Raw genomic sequence first — 17,268 nt, 5'->3', positions numbered from 1 at the left:
CATTATCCTTTTGTCCCCATTGTGGTTTCAAAACGGTACTGTACCGTATCGTTGGTAATTTCAGGGCCGACCGTCTTGGCGGTGGTCAGCGTCGGGTAGCTGTTTGCATAGAAATTCATTACAGCTTCTATGCTCCATTTGGGGTCGGGGTCGGTCAGGGCAAACTCATTGCCCTTATCTTTCATCAGGAATACCCTCGGCATCAGTGTTGTCTGTAGCATCGTTCTCGGTTTTAGGTTCAAGATGGGTTACATCGGTGGCAGGCTGCCCTGCCCCAAACAGGTCGGGGCTGAACTTAGCGGACAGGCTTGCCCTGCGTTTCTGCGTTTCTTCTGATTTGTCGGGGAATTCGGAAGCCTGCGGCACTTTGAGCCACGCATCCCTGAATTTGCCCTCCTTTTCAAGGGCATCGACTTTTGCCATAATGCCGCCGTATTTCATTTCCTTTATTTCCTCAGGCGTGGCGGTCTTGTCAGGCTTGTCGGCTTTGTCCGCTTTCTCGGTTTTCTTTTTCTCCATAGCGGCATTTTTCTTTGCGGCTTCCTGCCCTTTAAGGTACTGCTCCATATTGACAAGCAGTTGGGAAGTTTCGGCAAGCGGTGCGGTAACGGCATCAAAAAAGCCCTCGCACAATTCCTTTGCGCTGCCCTTTAGTATCAGGGGCGGTATATGGTTTTTGGCAGCATCCCCACAGCCCTCGTTTTGCAGCAAAACCGAAACGGTAAGCTGTTCGGAATCCTTTTTTATGGTGATGTTCAGGCAGCCCTCAAAGGGAATGGCGGCTGCATGGGCGAAAAAATTAGTAACTGGCATAACAATTATTTTAGGGTTTTGCGTTGTCGTGCGGGGTTGCTCTCAATAACCCGCCTTATCAGGTTTAGGGCGGTTCTCGTGTCAAAATCATCTTCGGCAGTCATTGCCACCGTATCAAGCCTTTCAAAATAGGGCAACACTTTTTTCAATACAGTAATTGCCTTGCGTTCTGTGGTTTGTGCTAATACACTCATAACTTTAATTTTAAGCAGCCCTGCAAAACAGGGCTGCGGTTAACTATCAGTTCAGTATCAGGGCGGCTGCCCCATTTTTGGCAAAGCCCCCGCACAGGTCAAAGGCTTTTTGCCCCCGTGCCTGCGCTGTGCCTCCCAGGCAGATGGATTTGAGTTTATCCTCACCTGTCTTGAAGCTGCGCACATTTTGATAGTAGCCCGTTACGGCATTGTACGCGCCAAATAACGTGCCTTTGGTGGTTTCCATGCTTTGCGTGTCATCTGCCATAGCGTATTCAAATGCCGCTTCGCAGGCATTTTTGTACATGCTTGAAAGTTCCTCGGTAGCCCCTTTTTTAAGCAGGCTGTAGGTTTCCTTATTCGGGCAAAGGGCTAACTGTATCAGTTCTTTTACCTGTTTATCTTCGATGCGGGTATTTGCCCACTCGTTAAAGATGCCCTCTAATTGCAGGGAAAGCGTATCGGCAACACCCATCACTTTGTGCGCCTGTTCCAGGCGTTCTTTTGCCCCTGCGGTGTGGCGTATGCGCACCACATTGGTAGCAGAACGCAGCGCAGCGTTCAGGGTATTTTGGCAAACTACACGTACGGGCGTAAAAGCTGCGGTAATGCTTCCGCTGCCATCATGGGAGGTGGTCAGGAAAATATATTTGCCTGTAACATCGTCCCCGTTACCGACACGGATGTAGCCGGGCAGCTTGGCGGTTATGAAAATGCGTTCCCCGTTGCCTAAAGCCCCTGCGGTTTCATACTGTATGCCCTCGCCGCCGCCTACAATGGCATCGAAAAAGGCGAACGCATCGGCATTTTGTACGATTTGGTAGTCTTTGCCCACCACACCGAACACGGCTTTGGTATCGGTGCGCATGGTGGCGAACTGGTCAGGGACTGGAAAACTCTCGAAAAGCCCTGCGCCACGTGCGAAAATCGGGGCTTTTGCCACTTCATAGTCCAAGCCTGCAAAGGCGATAGCCTGTGCGCTTGTCGGGTAATCCTGTACGATTTGACCCAATCCGTGCCATGCGGGCTGCTTTACGCTCATAAAGGCGTGCTGCCCTGTTGCTTCGTTGAAATTTATATTATGTGCCATGATTTTAAATTTTAAGGTTAAACGTTCTTAAAATGGGAGGTCGTCGTCAGGTGCTGCTCCATTGGGCAGTATTTCGGCTTCATACACAGTAGTTTCCGCTGCGTTGGCGGGTGCAGCATTCGTTGCCGCCTGCTCAGGTTGTTGGGCTTGTTGCTGCGCCTGTTGTGTTTCTCCCTGTGGCTGCTGTTCCTGAGCACCGTTTTTATTTCCCCCGTGCAGGGTAATATCTGTCGTGTTGAAGTTCAGTCCTGCTTTAGGCACACCGTCGTTGCCCATCCAAGCACGGGCAGACACACGCCCTGCAAGTTCTACAAGGCTGCCTTTGGTCAGGTACTGCGCTATGCCTGTAGAAAACCAGTAAGCACAGTCGAAAAATTCGGTTTGGGTTACTTTCGTCCCATTTTTGTCTTTGTAGTCGTGGTTCACGGCTACAGAAAAACTCACTACACTTTTGTTGTTTGACAGGCTGCGCACCTCGGCGTCCCTTGTCACTCTTCCAATAATTGTCATAATCGTCCTTATTAAATGATACATTCGTTTTGTATCTTCTGCCAGTCCTCCAATTTGTTACAGTCCTGCCTCGCTTGCGCTCCGCATAACTTTTTTCCAAAAGAAAACCGGAAAAAGAAAGCAGATAAACAGTGCGGGTAAAGCGGCAAAACAAAAGGAAACGGAATAAGTCCCGAAGGGTGGGTTTGTGAGTATGCGAGCAAAGCCATTATGCCGTAGTCTTTTGCTTTTGCTGATGGCTTTACCCGCAATACATTAGCTGCCTTTTACCGGATTATCTTGGGAAAAGTTTCCCTTCTAAACCTATCAAGGCCAACCAGTGCCATAAATCGCTGGTAGCGATTTACCAACGAAACCAATCAGTACCTTAATTTATATAGTTGAAGAAAAACAAAGAGAAGGCAACAATACGTGGACAATGATAGGACACATAAAAACATGGTGCGGCAGGCATCTCAAAGATGACCCTGCCACGTTCCGATATTCCATCATCCTGATGGCTGTGGAAAATGTAAAGTTCCTGCTTTTGTTCGAGCAATCGGGCATGAATGTCATGGCATACTTTATTACTGCCTAAATATTCCAAAAGCCATTCTACGGTAAAAAATGGATAAGCCCGCAAGCTTCGCCATCCAGTTCCGGCCTTTGGCAAGGGTAACGTATTGATGTTGTTTGAGTATATGGCATTACATACTGTTACTATGGATAGGTACGGGTGCTGATTCGTCTAGGTAAGGAGAATTAGCCACCGGATATAAACAGGCATTACCTACACCGGCCGACGCTATTTCTTTTTTGTGGAATCTTTTAAAATAACGATGGACTTTTTTCTAATAGTTAAATGTTTAGCTGGTCGTGAAATTGCAAACACATCCGTACCAGCCCTTTAATGTCATTGTATTGAGGCTACTTAAAAACTCTCGCGTAGTCCCTATTTTTGCTACCCGACCACTTAAGTTTAATAGCAATTCTAACGTCGTAAAGAGTCAAAATGCTGCTATTGCTTAAGTGGATCCTCAGCTTAACTAGGTAATTTACCCCATGACATTATGCTAATCCCCTTAAAACAGCTTTTTGATTTAATACTAGATTTACATCATCACCCTGCTATGTATCTTAGGATAATTAGTGGGTATTAGCCCATGAATAATATTTTGAAGTATAGAAGCCATCACCTTTTTAGTAATAGATTTTAGATAAATCTTTCAATTTAAAACGATTGTTTCATAATTTAATTTATCTTTGCCTTGAATCAAATAAGCTATGGCAAGAAATGTTGAGTTTAGCGAAGAGGCAGCAGTCCAAAAAGCGATGGAAGTTTTTCGGAGGAAGGGCTATAGCGGGGCATCGCTTCGTGACCTCACGGACGCGATGCAGATTAACAGCAGCAGCTTGTACAATACCATTGGTGACAAGCGGGAACTCTTCGTACGGTGCATCCGCTCCTATACCAAGGCCAGCAGGGAAGAAGCACTTTTACACAAGGCCAACCATACATCCCCATTGCAAGGAGTGATCAGCTTTATAGATGCCGCTATAAACAATATTGCCAGCAATAATAACTGTATGGTCATTAAGATGACCTTTGAGATCGCCGGGACTGATCCCGATGTCAAGGCGCTACTGCGGCAGGCTAACGAGTTTGCCCATACATTTTTGCTGCAACTTATAAAGGAGGCTATAGCACAAAATGAATTACGGGAAGACCTCGATGCTGAAACTGCAACCAATTGTATCATCAATGCATTTACCGGCTGGCATGAATCCTACATACTGCACCAGGATACCGAGCGGATCCAGAAAATGGCCCACTACCTTATTGCACAGCTAACGCCATAATTTTTTGTCTTATTTTGAAACAATTAACTTAGAATTATTTCACTCATATTTTAAAACAATCACTTCATAATTTTATTAAAAATGGAAAACACTCAGAATTACAATTCAGAACTTAACGGAAAAATTGCCCTTGTAACAGGAGGGACTAAAGGAATAGGAAAAGCGATTGCCGACCGTTTGCGCGACGCAGGCGCAAGTGTAATCGTTACGGCCCGGAACCATCCAGGTACCGATCTCCCGCATCATTTTATAGCCACTGACCTAACAGTGGCCAGTGAGACTGCTAAAGTTTTAGGGGAGATTAATGAAAAATTTGGAACCGTAGATATCCTGGTAAATAATATGGGTGGTTCCAGCAGCCCTTCAGGCGGATTCAGCGCCCTTACAGATGAGCACTGGGAGAACGATATCCAGTTGAACCTCCTGGCGCCGGCCCGTATTGACAGGGCGGTACTTCCGGGCATGCTGGAGCAGAAAAGCGGTGTAATTATCCACATATCATCGATTACCGGTATATCACCCGTGCATGAGTCGCTGGGTGCCTACGCGGTGGCAAAAGCAGCCTTGATAAACTACAGCAAAAGCCTTTCAAAAGAATTCACCCCTAAAGGCGTGCGCGTACTTACTGTGTCCCCCGGTATGGTGAAAACAGATACGATGGATGCCTACCTGCACTCCCTTGCCGGGGAAGCCGGGGTCAGCGTTGATGAAATCACACAAAACCTCATGAACAGCCTTGGCGGAATACCCATGGGCAGGATGGCAAGTCCGGAAGATGTTGCTGAATTTGTAGGCTACCTTGTTTCCCCAAGGGCGTCTTACCTAACCGGTGCGAATTATGTTATAGATGGCGGCACAATCGCAACGGTATAACCAACCGCTTTAAAGATTAAACATATTAAATAAAGTCAATTATGGAACAACAAGCTTATAAAATTAGCAGCGAGAGAGCAATAGAGAATCTAATTGCACAGTACACCCACTTTTTAGACGCAGGGGATTTTGCCGGGGTTGCAGGATTATTTAAATACGGCAAGATCATATCGACCGGTATTGTAGCAGACGGCAGTGAAAATATAGAGAAGCACCTCAAAGAAAACCTTCAGCTGTATGGCAATGGTACGCCTAATACTGCGCACATAACCACAAATACCGTATTAAAAATCAGTGATGATGATCATTCAGCCACTGCCTCATCGTACATGAGTATTTTTCAACAGGATCTTGACCGGGGTTTCCCATTGCAGCCCATAATAATAGGCAGGTATAACGACAGTTTTACGCGTATTGATGGTGGCTGGCATTTTAAAGAACGTAATTTGGTAATCAGTCTTTTAGGCGATTATACACATCATGCCAATCCTGCGGCACAAAGCTCAAAAAACCTTAAAAGTGAATAGTCCTAAAACGGCTTTGGTAACCGGCGCTAATAAAGGTATTGGTTTTGCAACCGTAAAAGCACTGGCCCGGCAAGGCTATCGCGTATGGCTTGGATCACGCGATGCGGCACTTGGAAATGCTGCTGTTCAGAAACTTCGTACTGAAGGGCTTGATGTACGGTTGCTTCTTATTGATGTTACCGGCGACACCAGCGTACAGCAGGCGGCAGCCTTGTTAGCCGCCGAAACGCCGCACCTTAACCTGTTAATAAATAATGCCGGTATTTCCTTAGACTTAGTAAGTCCGCCAAGCATTGAGAGCCTCGAAAACGTTCGCCAGACGTATGAGGTTAATGTTTTTGGGCCTATCCGTGTAACGCAGTCCTTTCTTCCTTTGCTAAAGGCAGCGCCTCAGGCCAGGATTATTATGGTAAGCAGCATTGTAGGTTCCATTACGCTTAGCCAGGATAAATCCACGGTGTATGGACAGGTTAATTACATGGGATATTCCAGTTCTAAATCAGCGCTTAATGCAGTAATTGTTGCCTTTGCAAAAGAACTTGAGCCACTGGAAATAAAGGTGTATGCCATAGAACCGGGACATATAAAAACTGACCTTAACGGTAATACAGGAACACTTAGTCCTGATGAGGGCGCAGCTGTTTCGGTTAAATATGCTACAACGACCGATGATTTGCCTACCGGAAGCTTTTTTGGGCCTCAGGGGGTTCTGCCCTGGTAAACATTAAATTAATCCGGTTTGCACATAAATAATAATGGGTTGTGCCCTATTCTTGAAAATCTCGAATATTTAGAAGTAGTACTGCCAGGCCATTGTGATATTGATTACCAACTTTAAATAGTTAAAAAGACGATGCGTAAAAATATAGAATTAAAGGAATTTATAGAAAGGTCCCTGAAATTGAGGGAACTGTACCATGAGCTTGAGCTCAAACACCATGGAAGCGAATGGACGGTTGAGGAAGACGCCTTGGCTTTTTTAACTGATGCCGGCCTTGTAGGGAGGCTAACCATGTCACAACAAGGCAGATGGCCCAAGGGCGGGGAACCTGATACGGAGTTGGCCCATAAACTTGGAGAATGTATTTGGTGGCTGGCCGTGCTTGCTGGGCGCATGGATATAGATATTGAAGAGGCCCTGGAAAATTTCCTTGTGAAAACAGAAAAATTGTTTACGTAAAACGTGTTATCAACTTTAAAAACAGACTGATGCTAAAAGAGAATAACGAGGACAAGGTCCTACTGATCTATGGAGCCACAGGCTATACAGGCAGATTAATATGCCAGGAGGCTGCCCGGAGGGGCCTTACCTTTGAAATTGCGGGACGCAACCCGCATGAGGTTGCTGCTTTGGCAAAAGAACTGAACGTACCATACCATGTTTTTTCCGTGGATGATGAATTTGGCTGGAGTAAAAGCCTTTTGGGTAAGACAACCCTGCTCAATGTGGCAGGCCCATTTAGCGAAACCGCTGAGCAGGCCATGAATGCCTGTATTAAATACAAGGTTCATTATACCGATATTACGGCTGAGGTAGGCATTTACAGGCTTGCGGAGTCCAAAGATGAAGCGGCGAAAAACGCGGGTATCATGCTATTGTCAGGAGCCGGCCTTTTTGTAAGCTATGACCCGCTGGTCCTCCATACGGCCAAGCGCGTCGCCGATCCGGTGGCCTTACGGGTTGGCTTTAAATATTCCGGCGGCTTTACCCCGGGTTCCGTTGCCAGTAGCGCCAATATCATTAATGCCGGTTTACTGGTACGAAGGGATGGGGAGCTCGTACAACTTAATGAGGCATTACCCAGGGCGTTTGATTTTGGAAGTGGCCCTGAAGACTGCCTGCCGACACCACTGGGGGCGTTGTCCTTTCCTATAAATCGACAGGAATTAAAAACATAGAAGAATATTTCCAGATGGCGCTCCCTAAAGACCTGCCGGAGGATGAAACGCTCACCATCGCGACTTTAGAATCCCCCAATGCTACCCGGAAGGGCATCAGTACCCTACTTGCCGAAGTAACTGGTGCAAACGGGCTTGTTGTAAGCTCTAAAATAGATATGGAAGAGGGATATGCCCCGACGGTATTCTCGGCAGTCGAAATTGCCTCCAGGACGCTCGGCGGATCCTTTAAAAAAGGATTTCAGTCGCCCGGGTCCGCTTATGGTGAGGAGCTGCTCTACGTGCTGCCTAATGTGCAGGTTACTGATTTGTTAAATTAAAAAGAGAAAAGAAATGGATACCAAAAGTTATCTACAGGGTATTATTCCCTTTAAGGAGGAAATACCGCAGGAGGTACGGCTATTAGCCCCCGTACACCAAAATAAAATACTGATCAATGGGGAACTGATCCATTGGGAGGGAAAGGCCCAGACCGTGTATTCCCCGATACCAGTCAGGGGCAGGCAGATTATTTATCGGAAAAACAGCCGCTGGTTATTGGTAGCTATCCTATAGGGACAACCAAGGAGGCCGGACTGGCACTAGACGCCGCATTAAAAGCTTTCGATTCCGGTAAGGGTGAGTGGCCTTCCATGAGCATGAAAGAGCGGATCGAATGCCTGGAGAATTTTACTATCCGGATGATCAGTAAGCGCGATGCCGTCATAAAGCTGATCATGTGGGAAATAGCCAAGACGCTTACTGATGCGGAGAAGGAATTTGACAGGACCGTGGACTATATTAAGGAAACCATTAAAGCGGCCCAAAAGTTGCAGACTGAAACCTCAGCCTTTACCCTGGAGCAAAACTTTATCGGGCAGACGAAAAAAGTGCCCTATGGCGTGGTCTTATGTATGGGGCCATTCAATTATCCCTTAAACGAGACCTTTACCACATTGATCCCGGCCCTTATCATGGGTAATGTGATCATGTTCAAGCCACCAAAGCAGGGAACCTTACTTTTCGAGCCGTTACTCGATGCCTTCCAAAAAGCGTTTCCCAAAGGTGTTATCAATACCGTTTATGGAAGGGGCAGGGATATTATACCTGGCCTTATGCAATCCGGAAAAGTGGACGTGCTGGCCCTGATAGGCTCCAGTAAAGTAGCGGACAGCCTAAAGAAAATGCACCCGAAATCCAACAGGTTGAAATCGGTCCTGGGGCTGGATGCAAAGAATGCGGCTATTATCATGAGTGACGCCGACCTGGACCTTACTGTGAGCGAGGCCGTTGCCGGGGCGTTGGCCTTCAATGGACAGCGGTGCACCGCCCTAAAAATATTTTTTGTGCATAAGGACATCCGCGAAGAATTCATCCGCCGCCTGCGCCAAGAGGTCAATAAACTGGTAATAGGGCTGCCTTGGGTAAAAGGCGTAAATATTACGCCACTGGCAGAGCCCGATAAGCCTGCCTATTTGCTGGAATGTATCCAGGATGCAATTAAGCACGGCGCTACCGTTATTAACGCACAGGACGGCGGGGGCGAAAATTACGAATCCTTCTTAAAACCAGCAATCGTCTTCCCTGTAACAAAAGCCATGAAGCTCTACCACGAGGAGCAGTTTGGCCCGGTACTACCTATAATTGAATTTACCGATATTGCTACGCCGATAGATTACGTTACCAATTCCCCTTACGGGCAACAGGTAAGTATATTTAGTAATGATACCCAGGCAATCAGCACCCTGATCGATGGACTGACCGGACAGGTTGGGCGCATCAACATTAACAGCCAGTGCCAGCGCGGCCCGGATATATTTGCCTTTAACGGAAGGAAGGATTCCGCCGAAGGAACCCTTTCTGTCGACCAGGCGTTACTTGCCTTTTCAGTCGACTCGGTTATTGCAGCCAAGCAGACCCAGCAGAATGGGACTTTGCTCAATAGTATTGTAGACAACCACTCATCAAGCAGGCTGGAAAGTGCACAAAATTTTTAAGTAGTGTGTAACACAGCCATTAAACAAAAATCCCAAAATGAAGCCATTTTGGGATTTTTTGTTCTGCTACAGAAAAGGGTATCTTAAATTAAATCAGCACCAAGGGATTCTATTTTATGGTTCTTAAATTTAAAGTCGAAAGTGCCGCCAATCGTGCCTTCAGGAAAGTCGCCCGTAAACTCCACCCGCAAATGGGCACGATCAGTATCCTTAATTTCTAGCTCCATGATGGTTGTATGCGTGTTATACCCTATAAAGTAGCTCTCAAAATACTCCCGGATACCCTCTTTGCCCTTATATTTGCGACCTACGGAGGGGTCGTCCAGGACGGCATGATCGTTATAAAAGTCCAGGTACTTTTCTGTGTTAAAGCTATTGCTTGCGATAATCCACTCTTCAATAAATTTTTTTATATCCATTTTTATGTTTATTATGAGGGCAGCATGCTGCCTTGCCTCGTGTTATACAGTTGTTTATCATATAATTTTCTAACGGCTTGCCACCGTGTTGGGTGAGGTAAATTTGAGGCAAATTCCGGGCTGTGCTGCACCGGACCGGTTCGTTATGTAGCCATTTTGACGCTGCGCCAACAGCCGCTAAAAAGCGAAAGCCCCGACCTGGGGCTCTTATTTATTTCTATGGTTGGCATTGCCTGAGGCAATACGGTTTTTAATCCTGCTTAGGGACTGGTTCTTTATGCCGAGATACGAGGCAATATGCTGTGAGGTAACCCGCTGTATAATATTAGGATGTTCCTTTAAAAGACCGAGGTAGCGTTGCTCATGGTTAAGGAAAAGCAAATTTTCCGTCCGCCCTTGTGAGGCATTAAAAAAGTGTTCTGCCAGCAGCCTTCCAAAGCGTTCCCAAGGCCTGTGCTCACTGTATAAATAGTGGAGGTCCTGATAGGGGACGTAAAGAATTTCGGCATCTTCGAGTGCCTCGATAAAGTAATTGCACGGGTACTGGAAAATAAAACTACGGAAAGATACAATGAATTGGCCCTCAGAAAAGAAAAAGACATTCTTTTGCTCACCTGTTGCGGGATCAAAAAAATACACGCGGAAAATGCCCTTCGTTACAATGCCAAGGTCCTTGCAGACTACATTCTGCCGGTTGTAAAAATTCCCTTTTGCGATGTTGCGCCTGTGCCAAAAGCGAAGGCTAACGGAAATATCATTTTCCGTTAGCCCTGCAAATGGCAGTAAGATTCCACTTAAATAATGAAGATCCTCCATGCCTTATTAGTGTTGTAAATATTCCAGTGTTTTTTGCACATGTGCCGTACCGTTTAGAAAGCCCCGATACTTATAGGTCACCCTACCACTCCCGTCGACAACGAAAGTTTCCCTACCAGTTAAGAACAGTACGCTCTTAATGCCAAACGCCTTTAGTACCTTATTCCCCGGGTCGCTGAGCAACGTGAAATTCAGGCTGTGGTTCGTTGCGAATTTTTTATGGCTTTCGACGCTCCCGGAATTGATGCCGATCACCGTGGTGCCTTTTGCCTCAAAGGCCGTATAGCTGTCGCGAAACGCACAGGCCTCCCTGGTACACACGCCGCTTTCATCTTTTGGATAAAAGTAGATTACTAGTTTCCTGCCCAGATAATCACGAACGTTAAAGTTATCGCCATTTTGGTCCGTCAGTGTAAATTCGGGTATTCTTTCACCTACCTCCATTGTAATATCCTTATTTATTGTTTATTAAAATTTCACTCAGCATGGCAGTAAGCTCACCGGGCTTAGAGATAAAGGGGCTATGGCCCGCATCGATGGTGTAGGTAGCGGTAATGCCCGCATCTGCTGCCATCTGCTGCTGGAATCCAAGGCTGATAGCATTATCAATTTTCGTGTAGATATAATATTTGCTTCCTGCCGATTGGTAATCGCTTGCCTGGTAGGAAAGTGGTGTGGCCAGGGGTGCGACAGCTTCCGGCTTATAGTGTTCCAGGAGGAACTGTTTTTGCTGGGGCGTACCATCCTGGCAAAAGACATTAGGAAAATTAATTTCGGGATTTACCAGCCCTGCCAGGCTGCCCTCCGCATTAAATTCAAGTACAGGGCCCAACAGGGAAGCAGGATCCAACATGGAATAATCCAGTACGCTTTTTCCGCTCGCGGGTATGAAACCTGCAACATATACCAGCTTTTTGATTTTGCCGGGAATTTCGGCAGCGGCTTGTGTGATCAATGCCCCGCCAAGGCTGTGCCCTACCAGTATTACCGGCTCATCAAAAGCGGTAACGGCCAGCTTTACCTGGCTAACGTAACCTGAAAATGTTAACCCACTTACCGGTGTGTTATCGGCACCGTGCCCCGCCAGTGCTACTACGGTAACGTCATACCCACGCCCAACCAGGCCGTTCCTTACTTCTTCCCAGGCGTAGTCACCCTGCCAGGCGCCATGGACAAGCACGACGGGTGATTTTTTTACGGTGCCGTGGCGGTCATCGTCCGAACATGATGTAAATACCGTCATGCCTGCCAGAATCCAAAGGCTGCATACAGCCGCAATTATTTTTTTTACTTTACTAATCATTATGTATGTATTTTAATATTATAGGGCAAAATTCCGTATAAATAGATTTGAAATTTTTCACTTAAGTTAATCCGGCCTATCTTTTTTAGCCTATGCTCATTGCCTGTTTTGAACGGGAGCGGCTCTCGAAGGGATAATAGGTATAGCACAAGTTACCTACATCGTAGATTTCACACTGGCTAAACCCGCACGAAGGAACCCCATCAGGGTCTTCATGGGTTTTATTAAGGTACTCTTTTGTTATAAGCACGTAGGTATCCAATGGGACGCTATTTTTGAGTAACCGGTGTGCATCGACCAGCGTGTTACCATACAGTTTATAAAAGCGGTTCACGGCAAACTCTTCCAGATCGCCGTAATGGACAATAGCCTTTAAGCTGAGGCTTGCCAGAATTGAAAACTCCCGTACCTGCTTTTGCAATTCCTTTTGGAAGCGCAACAGCATGCTTTTAAACTGCAGTAAGATGCGCGGTACCGATACGGGTTTGCCGAACCGGTAGAATAAGATGGCATCTCCCTCGATTTCAGATATTTTAAATCCCAGGTGGTTTTCTTCAATAATGCCATTGAAAAGGCGGGTGATGATCGCCATGCCATTAAAGTGGTCAATTTCCTTGATGAACCTGGAATATCCACTGATGTCTACTATAAAAACAGTACCTTCATTTGTCTCTTTCATGGCATTCTGGTATTAGGGTATAAAACTGCCTGATACGATCAGGGCATATAAATTAAGTCCGTTATCTTTTAGGGTACGGATGGTTAAGTTGGCTTGCGCGGGTAATAATAGATTTGTAACCCCGGGCTACCGGCACTTTTCCGGGCCCGGTATCCTTCGCACGGGGCTTCCGCTGTGCTGATAGTTACCTAATTCAGCAGGCTCTTTTTGTAGTCGGATGGGGAAAGTGAGGTCTTGCTTTTAAACAGCTTGTTAAAGGACTGTGGGTGCTCAAAGCCCAGCAGGTAAGCGACTTCGGCTACTGTCAGTGTGTCTTTTGCCAGCTGTTCCTTCGCCTTTTCAATAAGCTTTCCATGGATAAACTGTTGGGTGTTCTGCCCGGTAAGGCTGCGCAGGAGATCGCTTAGGTATCTCGGGGTGAGGCTGAGTTGTTCCGCCACCGAATTTACCGTTGGCAGGCCGCCCAGTAGTGTTCCCTCCCCGTTAAAATACTCATCCAGTAAATGCTCAAGGCGGGCCAGGATATCGTTATTCACGGCTTTCCGGGTAATGAACTGGCGGTCGTAAAAGCGGTTACTGTAGTTGAGCAGCAATTCAATCTGTGAAATGATTACGTCCTGGCTGAACTTATCGATCCGTTCCTCCAGTTCATCTTTTATGAACTGGAATATGCTGAGTATCTTAGTTTTCTCTTTATCCGAGAGATAAAGCGCTTCTGCAGCAGCATAACTAAAGAAGCCGTACTGCTTGATCATTGAGTTTATAGGATAGTTGCGCAGGAAATCGGGGTGGATATGCAGGGACATGCCCTCATAGTCCGCCTCCTCTTCCTGCATGCGCAGGATTTGGCCAGGCGAAATGAACGACATACCGCCCTCCTCAAAATCATAAAACCCCTGCCCATACCTGAGCTTGCCTGAAAAATTGGTCTTAAAGGAAATCTTGTAAAAGTTAAGGACAATACCCTGCTCGTAATCTTGCGGGTCAAAAATTGCTTCGCCATAATTTATGATGCTGATCAGTGGATGCAGCGGTTTTGGCTGCCCCATGGCCTTGTGCAACTGCGACAAGGAGTCCATAACGACGGGATGCTTTTTCATACGATACAGTATTAAAATTCTAAATGTAATTAAAAAATAAATTGAGCCCTAATTTTCGCTATCTGTCCCTCGGCACCCATTGCCGTGCGCTCGTCGTATAGCGCTATGGCATCCTTACCCGCTATGTACCGGAACTGGTCCTTGCCGTCGGTAGCTGCCTCAAAGATCACCTGTGCTACATCTTCCGCTTTTGTATAGTTGGCAACCTGTTCGGCGCTATACCCTTCACTTACCTTTTCCACCAGTTTGCCGTACGCCTCATGCATGGCACCATGCATCGAACGGCCTGCAAAATCGGTCTGCATACCACCAGGCGCCACTATTTTTACCTGGACGCCAAACTGGGCTAATTCATGGGAAAGGCCTTCAGAAAAACCATCAACGGCAAATTTAGTAGCACTGTAAACACTACAGGTTGGAAAGCTAAGCAGCCCAAACGTCGAGGTCACGTTAATGAACATGCCACTCCTTTTTTCACGGAAAGCAGGTGTAAAGGCGCGGGATACATTAATGACGCCAAGCAGGTTGGTGTTGATCTGGTCAGTGACCTGTTCATCACTAAAGGCTTCCAATGGGCCAATGAGCCCATAGCCGGCATTGTTCAGCACTACATCAATCGGATGGATGGATGCTGCCTTTTGAACGGTTTCCTTAATTTGGGCGCTGTTAGTTACATCCAAGGGCAGCAGGGTCACATTTTCCAACTGGCCTAATGCGGTCTCTTTTTCCGGATGGCGCATTGTAGCGATAACATTCCATCCTTTGCTTTGAAATAATTTAGCTGCTGCTTTGCCTAACCCAGATGAAGCTCCGGTAATAAAAATTGTTTTCTTTTCCATTGTTTTAAGTTTTAATTCTTCTATTATTTCTTATACAAATGTCTGGTTCAGTTTCCCGGGCTGATTAGCCGAAATGGCGTATGTTGTAGCCATAATGGTATTAAAAGACAGCAGTTATAAAATACGTCTTATTTTTTTTTACACGGGTCCGTATGCGCTTGCCTGCCCACCGTCAACAGCAATAATTTGCCCATTTACGTATGAACAGTCTTCGCTTAAAAGAAATGCAACCACTTTTGCAACCTCTTCAGGCCGACCTAATCGTTTAGCAGGGTTCCTTTGTGAGGACTCTATTTCGGCGGCTTTGGGGTTTTCAGGGTTCATTATTAGAAAAGCCTCCTCTACCATTGGCGTGTAAATAAAACCAGGCGCAATGGCATTAGTAACAACCCCGTCCTTTGCATATTCAATTGCAGCAACTTTTGTTAATCCAGCAACTGCATGTTTAGTGGCTACATAGGCTGTTCTATCAACCACGCCATGTATTCCGGCCACTGATGATACGTTTACAATTCTGCCGTAACCCTGCTTCTTCATAACCGGGATCACATATCGTAATCCGTAATGTATTCCCATTAAATTGACATTAATTACTTTTTTAAACAGGTCAGTATCGTAATCAATTAATTTTGTCTGACCACCTTCGATTCCTGCATTGTTGTAAAATCCATCGATTCTGCCGAAGGCGGCAACTGTTTCCTGGACATAATTTTTTACCGCTGCTTCATCTGAAACATCCGCAATAATAGTGATTAGTTCCACCCCAGGAAACGATTCAACAATCGCAGCTTTTGCTTCCTGCAAGGCCGCTTCGTTGAGGTCTACCAATGCAAGGTGAGCTCCTTGTGATGCCGCTTCCCTCGCAGCCGCTAGTCCAAGTCCCATTGCTGCCCCTGTGATCACAATTGTTTTTTCTTTAAGTGTACTCATGGTAATTTATGTTAGTTAATCTTTTATAATTATTGCCAGCCGCCGCCAACTGAGCGGTAAAGTTCTATGGATGCCTCTAATTGCGCCCTCTTAATTTCTGCCGATTGCAATTCGCTTTGCAGGACATTGGATTGGGCGGTAATTACTTCAAGGTAGGTAGCCAACCCATTTTTAAAAAGCAAATCCGCATTGGCGGTAGCCTTTTGGAGTGTCTGTGTTCTTTTGTCTGTCTCCAGCCTTTGGCTGCCCAGTTTGTCAATCTTAACCAGCGCGGAAGAAACTTCGCCTACCGCTATAAGGAGCTGCTGTTTAAAGCGTACGATCGCTTTCTCCTGTTCAATTTTAGCAAGTTCGTATTGAGTCTTTAGTTTCCGGCGCTGGAACAGGGGTTGTGTAAGCCCGCCCATGACATTTCCAAATAACGAGGCGGGAAGGTTAAACCAGTTGGAAGCTGTAAAGGAATTGACCCCACCCTGTGCCGTAATGGTCAGGGACGGATACATATTGGCCTTAGTAAATTGTGCTACCGCCTTTGCCCTTACAATATCAAGTTCTGCCTGTTTTACATCCGGTCGGCGCTGCAGGAGCTGCGCCGGAACTCCGGCACCCATGGATTCCAGGGGAAAAAATATATCGAGCGATGCAGCCCGCACTACTGGTGCCGGCATTTTACCAAGCAGCAGGCTTATGGCATTCTCCTGCAGCACTATTTCCTGCTCAAAGCGCGGAACAAGCGAGGAGGCAGTCAGCTGCTGGGCCTCTGCCTGCTGCACGGCAAGGGAGGTAACCTGCCCTGAATCATATTGCAGCGTGATGATTTGGAGCGTATTGGTGTTCAGTGCTTCGTTTTCTTTAGCTATTTTAAGCTGTGCATCGAGCATGAGCAGGTTATAATACCCCCTGGCAACATTGGCTACAAGCTGAGTCTGCACCGCTTTCTTTGCTTCGCCGGTCAGCAGGTATGCTGCAAGGGCCTCTTTCTTTTGGCTGCTGACCTTCCCCCAGATATCAGCTTCCCATGAAAGACCTGCCCCTGCAGTATAGTCCTCTATATGTCTTTTTCCAAGGAACTGGTTAAGACTGATGCCGTTAAGACTATTGTCCGACGGGCGGCTGCTTGTCGCATTTACGGCCAGGTTCACATTTGGCAGGTAGCCAAGTTTCGACTGGGTTAGCAACTGGCTGGCGGCGTCAATGTTTTTAACGGCGAGCTGCAGGTCCGCATTAGTTACCAGCGCAGTGTCGATAAGCTGCTTTAGGTGTTCTTCCTTCAGGGCATCGCCCCAGGGAAGTACGTCCACCGGGGTAGTGGCTGCCGCTGCCGCACCACGGAAGGTCTCGGGCAAGGCGATATCCGGCTGCTGCGCATCAAGGGATACCTTGCACGAACTGGCCAGCAGAAGGGTACAAAAGAGTATAACAATTGCACCGTGTGGTTTAAATATAGCTTTCATGAATTAT

23 protein-coding genes are annotated in these 17,268 nt (G+C 46.6%); 9 read left to right on the top strand and 14 right to left on the bottom strand.

Annotated elements, in window-relative coordinates; translation table 11 throughout:
• Positions 1–2: 2 nt before the first annotated feature.
• The 5 genes from DYH63_RS09135 to DYH63_RS09115 are packed head-to-tail and all read right to left on the bottom strand — an operon-like array spanning position 3 to position 2,607.
• Positions 3–221 (bottom strand): PRTRC system protein C, encoded by a 219-nt coding sequence (locus DYH63_RS09135; RefSeq protein ID WP_116788517.1) that lies wholly within the window; start codon positions 219–221, stop codon positions 3–5.
• Positions 175–813, bottom strand: coding sequence for a prtrc system protein e (locus DYH63_RS09130; RefSeq protein WP_116788516.1), 639 nt, complete (start codon positions 811–813; stop codon positions 175–177). The genes DYH63_RS09135 and DYH63_RS09130 overlap by 47 nt, the downstream gene beginning before the upstream one ends.
• Positions 814–818: 5 nt before the next feature.
• The gene (locus DYH63_RS09125) at positions 819–1,007 is read right to left on the bottom strand and encodes a hypothetical protein (RefSeq protein ID WP_116788515.1); all 189 of its coding nucleotides are present in this window, start codon (positions 1,005–1,007) and stop codon (positions 819–821) included.
• 46 nt (positions 1,008–1,053) lie between these two features.
• Entirely contained in the window at positions 1,054–2,097 is a 1,044-nt protein-coding gene (locus DYH63_RS09120; RefSeq protein ID WP_116788514.1) for a DUF932 domain-containing protein, read from the bottom strand.
• Between the two features lie 27 nt (positions 2,098–2,124).
• A complete protein-coding gene (locus tag DYH63_RS09115; protein WP_116788513.1) occupies positions 2,125–2,607 on the bottom strand; it encodes a single-stranded DNA-binding protein in 483 nt (160 codons plus the stop codon).
• A 418-nt stretch (positions 2,608–3,025) separates the two neighbouring features.
• Here DYH63_RS09115 and DYH63_RS21280 point away from each other — a divergent pair, with 418 nt between their 5' ends.
• From DYH63_RS21280 to DYH63_RS09080, 9 genes are all read left to right on the top strand, one after another.
• Positions 3,026–3,184 (top strand): plasmid mobilization protein, encoded by a 159-nt coding sequence (locus DYH63_RS21280; RefSeq protein WP_162926867.1) that lies wholly within the window; start codon positions 3,026–3,028, stop codon positions 3,182–3,184.
• A 686-nt stretch (positions 3,185–3,870) separates the two neighbouring features.
• The gene (locus DYH63_RS09110) at positions 3,871–4,446 is read left to right on the top strand and encodes a TetR/AcrR family transcriptional regulator (protein WP_116788512.1); all 576 of its coding nucleotides are present in this window, start codon (positions 3,871–3,873) and stop codon (positions 4,444–4,446) included.
• 81 nt (positions 4,447–4,527) lie between these two features.
• Entirely contained in the window at positions 4,528–5,319 is a 792-nt protein-coding gene (locus tag DYH63_RS09105; protein ID WP_116788511.1) for an SDR family oxidoreductase, read from the top strand.
• 41 nt (positions 5,320–5,360) lie between these two features.
• Positions 5,361–5,846 (top strand): nuclear transport factor 2 family protein, encoded by a 486-nt coding sequence (locus DYH63_RS09100; RefSeq protein WP_116788510.1) that lies wholly within the window; start codon positions 5,361–5,363, stop codon positions 5,844–5,846.
• Complete coding sequence (locus tag DYH63_RS09095; protein ID WP_205528302.1) at positions 5,839–6,567, top strand: SDR family oxidoreductase; 729 nt, start codon at positions 5,839–5,841, stop codon at positions 6,565–6,567. Before DYH63_RS09100 ends, DYH63_RS09095 begins: the two co-directional genes overlap by 8 nt.
• 132 nt (positions 6,568–6,699) lie before the next feature.
• The gene (locus DYH63_RS09090) at positions 6,700–7,026 is read left to right on the top strand and encodes a nucleoside triphosphate pyrophosphohydrolase family protein (RefSeq protein ID WP_116788508.1); all 327 of its coding nucleotides are present in this window, start codon (positions 6,700–6,702) and stop codon (positions 7,024–7,026) included.
• 29 nt (positions 7,027–7,055) lie between these two features.
• Positions 7,056–7,745 carry a saccharopine dehydrogenase NADP-binding domain-containing protein gene (locus DYH63_RS09085; protein WP_205528301.1) on the top strand — a complete coding sequence of 230 codons (690 nt, stop codon included), beginning with the start codon at positions 7,056–7,058 and terminating at the stop codon, positions 7,743–7,745.
• 14 nt (positions 7,746–7,759) lie between these two features.
• Positions 7,760–8,065, top strand: a complete 306-nt coding sequence (locus DYH63_RS21460) for a hypothetical protein (protein ID WP_205528300.1) — start codon at positions 7,760–7,762, stop codon at positions 8,063–8,065.
• Positions 8,066–8,197: 132 nt separating this feature from the next.
• Positions 8,198–9,721, top strand: a complete 1,524-nt coding sequence (locus DYH63_RS09080; protein ID WP_240409085.1) for an aldehyde dehydrogenase family protein — start codon at positions 8,198–8,200, stop codon at positions 9,719–9,721.
• Positions 9,722–9,804: 83 nt separating this feature from the next.
• Here the strand turns inward: DYH63_RS09080 and DYH63_RS09075 are convergent, their stop codons facing one another.
• From DYH63_RS09075 to DYH63_RS09035, 9 genes are all read right to left on the bottom strand, one after another.
• Positions 9,805–10,140 (bottom strand): nuclear transport factor 2 family protein, encoded by a 336-nt coding sequence (locus tag DYH63_RS09075; RefSeq protein ID WP_116788507.1) that lies wholly within the window; start codon positions 10,138–10,140, stop codon positions 9,805–9,807.
• A 207-nt stretch (positions 10,141–10,347) separates the two neighbouring features.
• A complete protein-coding gene (locus tag DYH63_RS09070; protein WP_116788506.1) occupies positions 10,348–10,956 on the bottom strand; it encodes a Crp/Fnr family transcriptional regulator in 609 nt (202 codons plus the stop codon).
• A gap of 6 nt (positions 10,957–10,962) precedes the next feature.
• Positions 10,963–11,400, bottom strand: coding sequence for a peroxiredoxin (locus DYH63_RS09065; protein WP_116788505.1), 438 nt, complete (start codon positions 11,398–11,400; stop codon positions 10,963–10,965).
• A gap of 10 nt (positions 11,401–11,410) precedes the next feature.
• Positions 11,411–12,259, bottom strand: coding sequence for an alpha/beta fold hydrolase (locus DYH63_RS09060; RefSeq protein ID WP_116788504.1), 849 nt, complete (start codon positions 12,257–12,259; stop codon positions 11,411–11,413).
• Between the two features lie 85 nt (positions 12,260–12,344).
• Positions 12,345–12,938 carry a DUF2652 domain-containing protein gene (locus DYH63_RS09055; RefSeq protein ID WP_116788503.1) on the bottom strand — a complete coding sequence of 198 codons (594 nt, stop codon included), beginning with the start codon at positions 12,936–12,938 and terminating at the stop codon, positions 12,345–12,347.
• A gap of 188 nt (positions 12,939–13,126) precedes the next feature.
• Entirely contained in the window at positions 13,127–14,038 is a 912-nt protein-coding gene (locus tag DYH63_RS09050; protein WP_116788502.1) for a helix-turn-helix domain-containing protein, read from the bottom strand.
• Positions 14,039–14,067: 29 nt separating this feature from the next.
• Positions 14,068–14,877, bottom strand: a complete 810-nt coding sequence (locus DYH63_RS09045; protein WP_116788501.1) for an SDR family oxidoreductase — start codon at positions 14,875–14,877, stop codon at positions 14,068–14,070.
• A 138-nt stretch (positions 14,878–15,015) separates the two neighbouring features.
• Positions 15,016–15,807, bottom strand: coding sequence for an SDR family oxidoreductase (locus DYH63_RS09040; RefSeq protein WP_116788500.1), 792 nt, complete (start codon positions 15,805–15,807; stop codon positions 15,016–15,018).
• A 29-nt stretch (positions 15,808–15,836) separates the two neighbouring features.
• Positions 15,837–17,261 (bottom strand): TolC family protein, encoded by a 1,425-nt coding sequence (locus DYH63_RS09035; protein ID WP_116788499.1) that lies wholly within the window; start codon positions 17,259–17,261, stop codon positions 15,837–15,839.
• Positions 17,262–17,268: the final 7 nt, after the last annotated feature.

Source organism: Flavobacterium psychrotrophum, from assembly GCF_003403075.1.
Taxonomy (GTDB): Bacteria; Bacteroidota; Bacteroidia; order Flavobacteriales; family Flavobacteriaceae; genus Flavobacterium; species Flavobacterium psychrotrophum.
The sequence above is the reverse complement of the archived record's forward strand: the minus strand, read 5'-3'. Positions and strand labels throughout refer to the sequence as shown.